Annotated in this window: 15 protein-coding genes; 13 read left to right on the top strand and 2 right to left on the bottom strand. The window is 64.5% G+C overall.

From position 1 onward, the window contains the following. Positions 1–132 precede the first annotated feature (132 nt). The 13 genes from hisH (at position 133) to tatC (ending at position 9,301) form a co-directional block, all read left to right on the top strand. Positions 133–810, top strand: coding sequence for an imidazole glycerol phosphate synthase subunit HisH (gene hisH, locus AC1Q5S_RS02695; RefSeq protein WP_492238289.1), 678 nt, complete (start codon positions 133–135; stop codon positions 808–810). Between the two features lie 64 nt (positions 811–874). Further along, complete coding sequence (gene hisA, locus AC1Q5S_RS02690; RefSeq protein ID WP_092699926.1) at positions 875–1,621, top strand: 1-(5-phosphoribosyl)-5-[(5-phosphoribosylamino)methylideneamino]imidazole-4-carboxamide isomerase; 747 nt, start codon at positions 875–877, stop codon at positions 1,619–1,621. Next, a complete protein-coding gene (locus AC1Q5S_RS02685) occupies positions 1,611–2,495 on the top strand; it encodes a D-hexose-6-phosphate mutarotase (protein WP_303833821.1) in 885 nt (294 codons plus the stop codon). Before hisA ends, AC1Q5S_RS02685 begins: the two co-directional genes overlap by 11 nt. Positions 2,496–2,983: 488 nt before the next feature. Then, entirely contained in the window at positions 2,984–3,994 is a 1,011-nt protein-coding gene (gene galE / locus AC1Q5S_RS02680) for a UDP-glucose 4-epimerase GalE (protein ID WP_492238288.1), read from the top strand. A 119-nt stretch (positions 3,995–4,113) separates the two neighbouring features. Beyond that, positions 4,114–4,914, top strand: coding sequence for an imidazole glycerol phosphate synthase subunit HisF (gene hisF / locus AC1Q5S_RS02675; RefSeq protein WP_422202616.1), 801 nt, complete (start codon positions 4,114–4,116; stop codon positions 4,912–4,914). Between the two features lie 113 nt (positions 4,915–5,027). After that, positions 5,028–5,426: a phosphoribosyl-AMP cyclohydrolase gene (gene hisI, locus AC1Q5S_RS02670; protein WP_208859744.1), complete on the top strand. Its 399-nt coding sequence runs from the start codon at positions 5,028–5,030 to the stop codon at positions 5,424–5,426. Positions 5,427–5,431: 5 nt separating this feature from the next. Next, on the top strand, positions 5,432–5,830 hold the full coding sequence (locus AC1Q5S_RS02665; protein WP_303833826.1) for a phosphoribosyl-ATP diphosphatase: 399 nt from the start codon (positions 5,432–5,434) through the stop codon (positions 5,828–5,830). Then, on the top strand, positions 5,827–6,213 hold the full coding sequence (locus AC1Q5S_RS02660; RefSeq protein WP_492238287.1) for a DUF4870 family protein: 387 nt from the start codon (positions 5,827–5,829) through the stop codon (positions 6,211–6,213). The genes AC1Q5S_RS02665 and AC1Q5S_RS02660 overlap by 4 nt, the downstream gene beginning before the upstream one ends. Beyond that, a complete protein-coding gene (locus AC1Q5S_RS02655) occupies positions 6,206–7,237 on the top strand; it encodes a patatin-like phospholipase family protein (protein ID WP_492238286.1) in 1,032 nt (343 codons plus the stop codon). The genes AC1Q5S_RS02660 and AC1Q5S_RS02655 overlap by 8 nt, the downstream gene beginning before the upstream one ends. A gap of 45 nt (positions 7,238–7,282) precedes the next feature. Next, a complete protein-coding gene (locus tag AC1Q5S_RS02650; RefSeq protein WP_303835111.1) occupies positions 7,283–7,639 on the top strand; it encodes a histidine triad nucleotide-binding protein in 357 nt (118 codons plus the stop codon). An 89-nt stretch (positions 7,640–7,728) separates the two neighbouring features. Beyond that, on the top strand, positions 7,729–7,971 hold the full coding sequence (gene tatA, locus AC1Q5S_RS02645) for a Sec-independent protein translocase subunit TatA (protein WP_422202618.1): 243 nt from the start codon (positions 7,729–7,731) through the stop codon (positions 7,969–7,971). A 20-nt stretch (positions 7,972–7,991) separates the two neighbouring features. Continuing rightward, the gene (gene tatB / locus AC1Q5S_RS02640) at positions 7,992–8,453 is read left to right on the top strand and encodes a Sec-independent protein translocase protein TatB (protein ID WP_303835109.1); all 462 of its coding nucleotides are present in this window, start codon (positions 7,992–7,994) and stop codon (positions 8,451–8,453) included. A gap of 53 nt (positions 8,454–8,506) precedes the next feature. Next, the gene (tatC, locus tag AC1Q5S_RS02635; RefSeq protein WP_303835107.1) at positions 8,507–9,301 is read left to right on the top strand and encodes a twin-arginine translocase subunit TatC; all 795 of its coding nucleotides are present in this window, start codon (positions 8,507–8,509) and stop codon (positions 9,299–9,301) included. Positions 9,302–9,461: 160 nt separating this feature from the next. Here tatC and AC1Q5S_RS02630 read toward each other — a convergent pair whose 3' ends face one another. Continuing rightward, on the bottom strand, positions 9,462–10,607 hold the full coding sequence (locus AC1Q5S_RS02630; protein ID WP_303835105.1) for a S1C family serine protease: 1,146 nt from the start codon (positions 10,605–10,607) through the stop codon (positions 9,462–9,464). Continuing rightward, entirely contained in the window at positions 10,604–10,888 is a 285-nt protein-coding gene (locus AC1Q5S_RS02625; protein ID WP_303835103.1) for a hypothetical protein, read from the bottom strand. Before AC1Q5S_RS02625 ends, AC1Q5S_RS02630 begins: the two co-directional genes overlap by 4 nt.

The raw sequence follows: 10,888 nt of genomic DNA, 5'->3' as shown, positions 1-10,888 counted from the left end.
GGTGATCGATTACGGCATGGGCAACCTGCGCTCGGTGTCGCAGGCCGTGCAGGCTGCGGCCCACGTTACGGGCTGGAGTGAGATATTTGATCAAATCAGGCGCTGGTGCTTGATGGATAAGTGCTAGCAGCTATGAATATGGACGTAAAAACCGTTGCGGTGATCGATTACGGCATGGGCAACCTGCGCTCGGTGTCGCAGGCCGTGCAGGCTGCGGCCCACGTTACGGGCTGGACGGTCGTGGTCACCTCCCGCCCCGAGGACGTGCGCGCCGCCCAGCGCATCGTGCTGCCAGGGCAGGGCGCCATGCCCGACTGCATGCGCGAACTGCGAGAATCCGGCCTGCAGGAATCGGTGCTCGAAGCTGCGGCCACCAAGCCGATGTTTGGCGTCTGCGTGGGCATGCAGATGCTGCTGGACCACAGCGCCGAGGGCGACACGCCGGGCCTGGGCCTGATCCCCGGCGAAGTGCTCAAGTTCGATCTGGCGGGCAAGACGCAGCCCGACGGCAGCCGCTACAAGGTGCCCCAGATGGGCTGGAACCAGGTGCGGCAAATGCCCCATGCCCACCACGGGGGCGGTGTGCACCCGGTGTGGGCTGGCGTGCCGGACAACAGCTACTTTTACTTCGTGCACAGTTTCTACGCTGTGCCGCAGAATCCTGCCCATTGCGCAGGGCAAACGGACTATGGCGGCTGGTTTGCTGCCGCCATTGCGCGCGACAATATTTTCGCCACGCAGTTCCATCCGGAAAAGAGCGCGGAGCATGGCTTGGCGCTGTACCGCAATTTTCTGCACTGGAATCCCTGATTTCTTAACTTCCACCCGTTCGGGCCGAGCCGTGCTCGCCCTTTACCTCCCGAACTTCACCACCATGCTGCTCATTCCCGCCATCGACCTGAAAGACGGCCACTGCGTTCGCCTCAAGCAAGGCGATATGGACCAATCCACCACCTTCGGTGAAGACCCTGCCGCCATGGCCCGCAAATGGGTGGATGCCGGCGCGCGCCGCCTGCATCTGGTGGACCTGAACGGTGCCTTCGCCGGTGTGCCCAAGAACCACGGCGCGATCAAATCCATCCTCAAGGAGGTGGGCGAAGAAATTCCGGTGCAGCTGGGCGGCGGTATCCGCGACCTGGACACCATCGAGAAATACATCGACGGCGGCCTGCGCTACGTGATCATCGGCACGGCAGCGGTCAAGAACCCCGGTTTCCTGAAAGACGCCTGCAGCGCCTTTGGCGGCCACATCATCGTGGGGCTGGATGCCAAGGACGGCAAGGTGGCCACCGACGGCTGGAGCAAGCTCACCGGCCACGAGGTGGTGGACCTGGCCCGGAAGTTCGAGGACTGGGGTGTCGAATCCATCATCTACACCGACATCGGCCGTGACGGCATGCTCTCGGGCATCAACATCGACGCCACCGTGAAGCTCGCGCAGGCGCTGTCCATCCCCGTGATCGCCTCGGGCGGCCTGTCGAACATGGCCGACATCGAGCAGCTGTGCGCCGTGGAGAGCGAAGGCGTCGAAGGCGTGATCTGCGGCCGCGCCATCTACAGTGGCGACCTCGACTTTGCCGCGGCCCAGGCGCGCGCCGACTCGCTGGGCCATGCCGCCTGACAGCGCGGCGGTGGCTGCGTGGGGTTGCACAGAGCATTTTCAGGGGCAGCCCTGCATCCGCCTGCAGGCACCCCAGGGCGATAGCGCGCTGGTGGCCCTGCATGGCGCCCAGGTGCTCTCGTGGGTGGCCGGCGGGCGCGAGCGCCTGTACCTGAGTCCCCAGGCGGTTTTCGATGGCCAGTCGGCCATCCGTGGCGGCATTCCGCTGTGCTTTCCCCAGTTCAACCAGCGCGGCCCCTTGTCCAAGCATGGCTTTGCGCGCAATCTGGCCTGGCACCGCGTGTTGTCGGGCGGTGATGGCGATGCGCCGTCGGTTGTGTGCCTGGAACTTGCCGACAGCGAGGCCACGCGCGCCTGGTGGCCCGGGCGCTTTGCGGTGCAGCTGACGGTGGCGCTGGGCGCAGGCAGCCTGCGGGTGCAACTGGCGGTGCGCAATACGGGCGATGCGGACGCCGATGCCTGGAATTTCACCACCGCGCTGCACACCTATCTGCGCGTGGAAAATGTCGATCGTGTCCACCTGAGCGGGCTCGATGGCTGCGCGCGCTGGGACGCCGTGGCGGACGCACGCGGCGTGCAGCGGTGCGCGGTGCGCGTGGCGGGTGAATACGACTGTGTCTTTCAGGCGCCAGCCGGGCCCATGCAACTGCGCGACGGCGCCCAATGTCTTCAGATCGCCCAGAGCGCCAGCCTGTCCGACACCGTGGTCTGGAACCCGGGGGCTGGACTCTGCACCCGGCTGGCAGACATGCCGCCCGATGGCTACCGCTCCATGCTGTGCGTGGAAGCGGCCCGGATCGACTCGCCCGTGACCCTGGCACCGCAGGCGCAGTGGCAGGGTTGGCAGGAGCTCCGGGTGCTGCAGGCGTCCTAGTGCGACAGCCTTGTCGCGTGCGCTGCGGGATGTAGACGGGCGTGATCCAGGTGCGCTCGGCAGGCGTGCGCACGGCCAGGGTGCGTTCGCGGAAGGTGGGCGCAGATCCCGATGGTTCCGACGGGATGATGCGGTGGGCGGTTGCGGATATCCTATAAGAGCCTGTTGACGATCTCGCAGGGGATCGCGTTGGAGCGCAATCGGGATGAGTGGATGCTTCGGATGCGCCGCATGGGCTGGTGCCCATGCAAGCAGCCGGGGCGTCCAATCGCCCGATTTCGCTCCAACCCTTCGGGCAGTGGTCTTTGCGGGCGGTCTGCGGTGTTGCGGCGCTTGTGGATAGCTTGGCTATCCACTGCGCACCGCGCCTTGCATCCTATCCCGCAAATGCCGCTGCGCGACCCCAGGGAGATCGTAAACAGGCTCTGAGAACCTGTGCAAAGAGCGGGTCGATCGATTCCCGTCGTTTCATGGAAGTGGTGCTTTAGATGATTCTTGTCACCGGCGGCGCCGGCTTTATTGGCTCTCACACCTGCGTGGCGCTCGCCCAGGCGGGCATTCCCTGTCTGATTCTGGACAACTTTTGCAACAGCCGCCGCTCGGTGCTGGAGCGCCTGGGGCGCATCACGGGTACGCAGCCCCTGTGCATCGAGGGGGATGTGCGCGATGCACAGGGGCTGGCGCGCGTGTTCGCGCAGTATCCCATCGAGGGTGTGATCCACTTTGCCGCGCTCAAGGCCGTGGGGGAGTCGGTGCGCGAGCCGTTGCGTTATTACGACAACAATGTCGCTGGCACGGTGACCTTGCTGCGTGCCATGCAGGCGGCGGGTGTGTACACGCTGGTGTTCTCCTCGTCGGCGACGGTCTATGGTGAGCCTGCGTCGGTGCCGATCCGCGAGGATTTCCCTCTGTCCGCCACCAACCCCTACGGCTGGAGCAAGCTCATGATGGAGCAGGTGCTGGCGGACGTGGACCACGCCGAGCCTGGCCAGTGGCGTATTGCGCGGCTGCGCTATTTCAATCCCGTGGGCGCGCACGAGAGCGGGCTCATCGGCGAAGACCCCCAGGGCGAGCCGGGCAACCTCATGCCCTATGTGGCGCAGGTGGCGGCCGGGCAGCGCGCATCCCTGAGCGTGTATGGCAACGACTACCCCACGCCCGATGGCACGGGCGTGCGCGACTACATCCATGTGTGCGATCTGGCTGAGGGCCATGTGGCCGCCCTGCGTTATCTGCGCGAGCACGCCGGGCTGCTCACCGTGAACCTGGGCACCGGGCAGCCGGTGTCGGTGCTGGAGATGGTGCGCGGCTTCGAGCAGGCCAGCGGCCGTGCCGTGCCCTACCAGGTGGTGGCGCGGCGGCCGGGTGACGTTGCGCAGTGCTGGGCCGACCCGGCGCTGGCCGAGTGGCTCCTGGGCTGGCGTGCCCGCCACGGGGTGGACCGCATGTGCGCCGATGTCTGGCGCTGGCAAAACGGGGTGGCGCGCACGCTGGGGTGAGATCGTCCACTCATTCCGTGAACATGCTGCACGGGTTCCGAGGGCCGCACTGCGCTGGCGGTGCGCCTGCGTGGTATCTTGTTGCCCCCAACCAGCCTTGCCGATAGCGCTTTCATTCCATGCTTGCCAAACGCATCATCCCCTGCCTTGACGTGACCGGTGGTCGTGTCGTCAAGGGCGTCAACTTTGTCGAATTGCGCGATGCGGGCGACCCGGTCGAGATCGCCGCGCGCTACAACGCGCAGGGCGCCGACGAACTCACCTTTCTGGACATCACCGCCACCAGCGACGGGCGCGACCTGATCCTGCACATCATCGAGGCGGTGGCCAGCCAGGTGTTCATTCCGCTCACCGTGGGCGGGGGCGTGCGCACGGTCGAAGACGTGCGCCGCCTGCTCAATGCGGGGGCCGACAAGACCAGCTTCAACTCGGCCGCCATTGCCAACCCCGATGTGATCAGTGCGGCATCGGCCCGCTACGGCGCGCAGTGCATCGTGGTGGCCATCGATGCCAAGCGCCGCTCCGAAGAGGAGGTGCGGCGCCAGGGACCCGATGGTCGGGCCGTGGGCCCCGGCTGGGATGTCTACAGCCATGGCGGGCGCAAGAACACCGGCCTGGATGCCGTGGCCTGGGCGAGCGAGATGGCACGGCGCGGCGCCGGAGAGATCCTGCTGACCAGCATGGACCGCGACGGCACCAAGGCGGGCTTTGATCTGGCACTCACGCGCGCCGTGAGCGACGCTGTCAGCGTGCCCGTGATTGCCTCGGGCGGTGTGGGCAACCTCGATCATCTGGCCGACGGCATCCAGATCGGTGGCGCCGACGCCGTGCTGGCCGCCAGCATCTTCCATTACGGCGAATTCACCGTGTTGCAGGCCAAGCAGCACATGGCCGAGCGCGGGATTCCGGTGCGTCTGTGATCGTCATTTGCTCACTATTTGATGGCTTGTTGCGCTGAATACATCAACGCTAGAACCTCCAAAGACTTCCAGGCCGGGGTGGGCGCACCGCGCCGTCACCCAAATCATCGACAATCGCACCCATGAACTGGCTCAACGAAGTGAAGTGGGATGCGCAGGGCCTGGTGCCCGTGATTGCGCAAGAGCAGGGCACGGGCGACGTGCTGATGTTTGCCTGGATGAACCGCGAGGCGCTGCAAAAAACGGCAGAGCTGGGCCGGGCCGTGTACTTCAGCCGCTCGCGCAAAAAGCTGTGGTTCAAGGGCGAAGAGTCGGGGCATGTGCAGACGGTGCATGAAATCCGCCTCGATTGCGACAACGATGTGGTGCTGCTCAAGATCACCCAACTCGGGCACGAGCCCGGTATTGCCTGCCACACGGGCCGCCACAGCTGCTTTTTCAGCGTGCTCCGGGACGGCGCCTGGCAGGCGGTCGAGCCGGTCTTGAAAGACCCTGAATCCATCTACAGATAACACCCATGAGTTCCAACGATTCCCTGGCCCCGACTTCGCAGGACGCGCTGGCGCGTCTGGCTGCCATCATCGAAAGCCGCAAGCCGTTGAACGGCGGCGACCCGGAAAAGAGCTACGTTTCGCGCCTGCTGCACAAGGGGCCGGATGCGTTCCTGAAGAAGATCGGCGAAGAGGCCACCGAGGTGGTCATGGCGGCCAAGGACGTGGACCATGGCGCCGACAAGGCCAAAATCGTCTATGAAGTGGCCGACCTGTGGTTCCACTCCATGATCGCGCTGGCCCACTATGGCCTCACGCCCGCCGATGTGCTGGCCGAACTGGAGCGCCGCGAGGGCACCAGTGGCATCGAGGAAAAAGCCCTGCGCAAGGCGGTTGCGCGTGCTGCCCAGGAACCATCGCCATGAACGACATCATCGATGTGCAGACCAATGACGAGAAGGCCGAGGGCCTCAAGGCCTGGGGCTGGGTCAGCTATGTGCTGCACCTGATCGTGGCGGTGGGGGCGGTCATTCCGGGGGCGCAGCCGGGCGCTGCGCTGCTCATCATCGCGCTGGTCATCGATCTGGTGAAACAGGGCGAGGGCGCGGGCACCTGGCAGGCCAGCCACTTTGCCTGGCGCATCCGCACGGTGCTCTGGGCGGGGGTGCTGTACATCAGCACAGCGCCGCTGTGGCTGCTGTTTTTCTTTCCCGGCTGGGTGGCCTGGGGCCTGATCTCCATCTGGTTCCTTTACCGCATCGTGCGCGGCATGGTCACCATGAACAAGAGCCAGGCCATCGATGCCTGAGCGCGGCACGCTGACCCCCATCAATCTGGCGCTGCAGGGTGGCGGCTCGCATGGCGCGCTGACCTGGGGCGTGCTGGATGCGCTGCTCGAAGACGGGCGCCTGCTGATCGATGGCATCAGCGGCACCAGCGCCGGAGCCATGAACGCCGTGGCGGTGGCGCATGGTTTTGCGCAGGCGGCCCAGCAGCACAAAGACCCGCAGGAAGCCCATGCCGCCGGCTGCGGGCTGGCCCGCGCGGTGCTGGCGCGGCTGTGGGAAGGCGTCGGGACGCTGGGCAGCCTCATGTGGGGCACGCCGCTGGCAGCCGCCAACCCGCTGCTGGGCATGATGAACCGCTGGTTGTCGCCCTACCAGACCAATCCCCTGGACATCAATCCGCTGCGCCGGCTGCTGGAGCGCGAGGTGGATTTCGACCTGCTGTGCGCCGCCAAGGGCGCCTCCGACCCCAAGGTGTTTGTGTGCGCCACCAATGTACGCACCGGGCGCGGCGAAATCTTCTCGGGCGCGCGGCTCAGCGCCGACGCAGTGATGGCGTCGGCCTGCCTGCCGCTGTTGTTCAAGGCCGTGGAGATCGACGGCGAACGCTACTGGGACGGGGGTTATTCCGGCAATCCCGCGCTGCACCCGCTGATCTACCAGACCGACGCCTCCGACATCCTGCTGGTGCAGATCAATCCGACCGAGCACCATGCGCTGCCCGACACGGCCCCCGAAATCCTCGAACGCATGAACGAGGTCACCTTCAATGCCAGCCTGCTGGCCGAACTCCGGGCCATCGAGTTCGTGCGGCGCCTGCTGGCCGAGGGCAAGCTGGATGCGCGCCGCTACAAGAATGTGCGCATGCACCGCATTGACGGCGGGGCGGTACTGGCTCCATTTGGCGCTGACAGCAAGGCGCGCGCGGACATGGCCTTTGTGCGCAAGCTGTTCGCGCTGGGGCGCACGGCAGGCCAGGACTGGCTGCGGGCGCACCACCGCGATGTGGGGGTGCGCCCTTCCCTCAACATCGCCGACAATGTGTAACTGTTTGTGTTCCTTTGGGCGCTGAGCCAGCCTTCTTTTTTCACCATGCACGATCCAAACTGCCTTTTCTGCAAAATCATCGCAGGCCAGATTCCTTCGAAGAAGGTCCATGAAGACGAGGAAATCTTTGCCTTCCATGACATCCACCCCTGGGCGCCGGTGCACTTTTTGATGGTGCCCAAGCTGCACATCCCCTCGATGGCCCAGGTCACGCCCGAGCATGCCGGCCTGCTGGGCCGCATGCTGGCGCTGGCGCCGCGCCTGGCCCTGGAGCAGGGCTGCAATCCGTATCCGGAGGGTGGTTTTCGCATCGTGGCGAACACGGGGCTTGAAGGCGGGCAGGAGATCCACCATCTGCACATGCATGTGATCGGTGGTCCGCGCCCCTGGCTCAAGGGTTGAATGCCTTTGTCCCTGGGGGCTGTACAGGCGCTTTGAACTCCTGTCGCGGCCCCCGTCTAAAATGATTCCAATTCGTTAGGAGATATTCCATGGGTTCTTTTTCCATCTGGCACTGGCTGATCGTGCTGCTGATCGTTGTGATGGTGTTTGGCACCAAGAAACTCAAGAACATGGGTTCTGACCTGGGAGGCGCCGTCAAGGGCTTCAAGGACGGCATGAAGGATGGCTCCTCGTCCGACACCAACGCTGCCACGCCACCCGCCGGTCAGGTGGCCAACCAGGCCACCGCCGACAAGACCACCATCGATGTCGAAGCCAAGCAAAAGAGCTGAGCTCGGCTGCTGGTGCTTCCATGATTGATATTGGCCTGTCCAAGATGGCGCTGATCGGCGTGGTGGCACTCATTGTCATCGGACCCGAGAAGCTGCCGCGCGTTGCCCGCACGGTGGGCGCCTTGCTGGGCAAGGCGCAGCGCTACGTGGCGGACGTGAAGTCCGAGGTGAACCGGTCCATGGAGCTCGACGAGCTCAAGAAGATGAAGGACACGGTCGAAAACGCGGCGCGCGATGTGGAGCAATCCATCCAGACCAGCGCCAGCGAATTCGAAAAGGACCTGGCCCAAGCCAGCGGTACGGCCAGTGCCGACCTGCATGACCCGCTCGCCGTGGTGCCCGCCTACAGGCACCCGGGCAAGAACTGGCGCCTGAAAAAGGGCGCCATGCCCCAGTGGTACAAGGCACGCAGTGGCGTGCGTACCAAGGCCCTGTCGGGCGCGGCGCGCGTTGCGCGCTACCGGCCACAGAAATTCCATTGATGCTGCACCCTGCCGCGCAGCGGGGGCGTTGCTGACGCCCGCGAAATTCCAACATGTCCGAAACCCCCTCCCAAGACGAACTGGCCGGCACCGAGCAGCCGTTTGTGCAGCACCTCATGGAGCTGCGCGACCGCCTGGTCAAGGCCATCATCGCCATCGGTGTGGCGGCAGCGCTGCTGTTCTTCTTTCCTGGTCCTGGCGCGCTGTACGACTTTCTGGCGGCGCCACTGGTGGCCCATCTGCCCAAGGGGGCCACGCTGATCGCCACTTCGGTGATCTCGCCTTTCATGGTGCCGCTCAAGATATTGCTCATGTCGGCATTTCTGCTGGCCTTGCCTGTCGTGCTGTGGCAACTGTGGGCGTTTGTGGCGCCTGGCCTTTATTCGCACGAAAAGAAGCTGGTGCTGCCCCTGGTGGTGTCGAGCACCGTGTTGTTTTTCATCGGGGTGGCTTTTTGCTACTTCTTCGTCTTCGGGCAGGTGTTCAGCTTTATCCAGGGCTTCGCGCCCAAGAGCATCACGGCGGCGCCAGACATCGAGGCCTACCTCGGCTTCGTGCTGACCATGTTCCTGGCGTTCGGCATGGCCTTTGAGGTGCCCATCGCGGTGGTGGTGCTGGCCCGCATGAACATTGTGAGTGTGGAAAAGCTCAAGAGCTTTCGGGGTTATTTCATCGTGATCGCTTTCATCATCGCGGCCGTGGTCACGCCTCCGGATGTGGTGTCCCAGCTGGCATTGGCCATTCCGATGTGCCTGCTCTACGAAGTAGGTATCTGGGCGGCCCAGATCTTCATCAAGCACACCAAGGCACCCGAAGACACCGAAGAGGCGGCATCCTCCTCGTCCTGAGGGCCGCACAATCGGATGCCGCTGCTGGTCTGAAGCAAAAATAGCTTCCAACGCTTGCCCATCAAGCGTTGGAAGCTATTTTTTTGGAGCATCGGAGCGTGTGCGGCAGCGCCAATGCACCGATGGCCAGCACGGCGCCAGCGCTTTCAACAGCGCCTTGTCAGCGCTTCACGGCACGCTGCGGCCGGGGACGAACGCCGGGGGTGACCTTCAGATCGACCATGGCATCGCCGCGCTGCACGGCGAAGGGTGTGGCGGTGCCGGGCTTGAGGGCCGCCACGGCCGTGAGCAATTCGGAGACGTTGGTAACGGCCTTGCCATCGACGCGCACGATCACGTCACCGGGCCGCAGGCCGGCCTGGGCGGCGGGGCCGTCCTGCAGCACGCCGGTGATGATCACGCCCTCGGTGGCTTTCACGCCAAAGGTTTCGGCCAGTTCGGGCGAGAGTTCATTGGGCTCCACGCCAATCCAGCCCCGGGTCACCTGACCGTCTTTCACAATGCCATCGAGCACCAGCCGGGCGGTGGACACGGGAATGGCAAAGCCGATGCCCATGCTGCCACCAGAGCGCGAATAGATGGCTGTGTTGATGCCCAGCAGGTTGCCGTTGACATCCACCAGCGCACCCCCCGAGTTGCCGGGGTTGATGGCCGCGTCGGTCTGGATGAAATTTTCGAAGGTGTTGATGCCCAGCTGGCTGCGGCCCAGCGCGCTGATGATGCCGCTGGTCACCGTCTGGCCCACGCCGAAGGGATTGCCGATGGCCAGCACCCGGTCACCCACGGCGACCTGGTCGGAGTTGCCCAGCACGATGACGGGCAGCTTGTCGAGTTCCACCTTGAGAATGGCCAGATCGGTGTCGGGGTCGGTGCCGATCACGGTGGCCCGGGCACGGCGGCTGTCGGTGAGCGTGACCTCGATCTCGTCGGCGCCCTCGACCACATGGTTGTTGGTGAGAATGTAGCCGTCGGGGCTGATGATCACACCGCTGCCCAGTCCGGTCTGGGACTGGCTGCCCTGGTCGCCAAAGAAGAACTGGAACCATGGATCGTTGCTGCGCGGGTGCCGCACTTCCTTGCTGGTGTTGATGCTGACCACGGCAGGCGCTGCTTTGCGGGCGGCGCTGCTGAGACTTCCCGGTTCCACTTGCACGGAATTCGTGGCGGGCGCTTCGATCAGCGCAATGCCTGCACCCGATCGCGTGGTGCCTCGGTCCAGCCAGTCCGGCTGCAGGGTGGCGACAACAAAGTAGGCGGCAACGAGCACCGTCACGGACTGGGAAAAGAGGAGCCAAATGCGCTTCATGGTGTTTTGAGGGACTCTGGAGTGGATACCGGGAAAGCCGTGTCCACCGCTGTTGGCGGAATGTTGGTGATTGTCGCTGAATGGTCGGTTTTCCGTTCACAACCGTCTCCCGTGATGAGGGCGGCCACCCGCGTTGCGAGCGGGGTGGCCGTGAAATTATTTTCACCTGTGTCGCAGGTTTCGTCATTTGGCGCATGGTGTAAACCCTCTGGCACCAGCGGTGGTCGTGCAGACAATGAAATTGCAACAGTAGATTGCATCAACATCACGGAGACATTCAT

Source organism: Acidovorax sp. GW835-FHT14B10 (assembly GCF_058793725.1).
This window is presented reverse-complemented; position numbering and strand designations above follow the sequence as displayed.

Bases quoted from the DNA above. Each gene is read 5' to 3' on its own strand.
- hisH (WP_492238289.1), top strand. From the start codon at position 133: ATGAATATGGACGTAAAAACCGTTGCGGTGATCGATTACGGCATGGGC.
- hisA (WP_092699926.1), top strand. From the start codon at position 875: ATGCTGCTCATTCCCGCCATCGACCTGAAAGACGGCCACTGCGTTCGC.
- AC1Q5S_RS02685 (WP_303833821.1), top strand. From the start codon at position 1,611: ATGCCGCCTGACAGCGCGGCGGTGGCTGCGTGGGGTTGCACAGAGCAT.
- galE (WP_492238288.1), top strand. From the start codon at position 2,984: ATGATTCTTGTCACCGGCGGCGCCGGCTTTATTGGCTCTCACACCTGC.
- hisF (WP_422202616.1), top strand. From the start codon at position 4,114: ATGCTTGCCAAACGCATCATCCCCTGCCTTGACGTGACCGGTGGTCGT.
- AC1Q5S_RS02665 (WP_303833826.1), top strand. From the start codon at position 5,432: ATGAGTTCCAACGATTCCCTGGCCCCGACTTCGCAGGACGCGCTGGCG.
- AC1Q5S_RS02660 (WP_492238287.1), top strand. From the start codon at position 5,827: ATGAACGACATCATCGATGTGCAGACCAATGACGAGAAGGCCGAGGGC.
- AC1Q5S_RS02655 (WP_492238286.1), top strand. From the start codon at position 6,206: ATGCCTGAGCGCGGCACGCTGACCCCCATCAATCTGGCGCTGCAGGGT.
- AC1Q5S_RS02650 (WP_303835111.1), top strand. From the start codon at position 7,283: ATGCACGATCCAAACTGCCTTTTCTGCAAAATCATCGCAGGCCAGATT.
- tatA (WP_422202618.1), top strand. From the start codon at position 7,729: ATGGGTTCTTTTTCCATCTGGCACTGGCTGATCGTGCTGCTGATCGTT.
- tatB (WP_303835109.1), top strand. From the start codon at position 7,992: ATGATTGATATTGGCCTGTCCAAGATGGCGCTGATCGGCGTGGTGGCA.
- tatC (WP_303835107.1), top strand. From the start codon at position 8,507: ATGTCCGAAACCCCCTCCCAAGACGAACTGGCCGGCACCGAGCAGCCG.
- AC1Q5S_RS02630 (WP_303835105.1), bottom strand. From the start codon at position 10,607: ATGAAGCGCATTTGGCTCCTCTTTTCCCAGTCCGTGACGGTGCTCGTT.
- AC1Q5S_RS02625 (WP_303835103.1), bottom strand. From the start codon at position 10,888: ATGAATGTCTCCGTGATGTTGATGCAATCTACTGTTGCAATTTCATTG.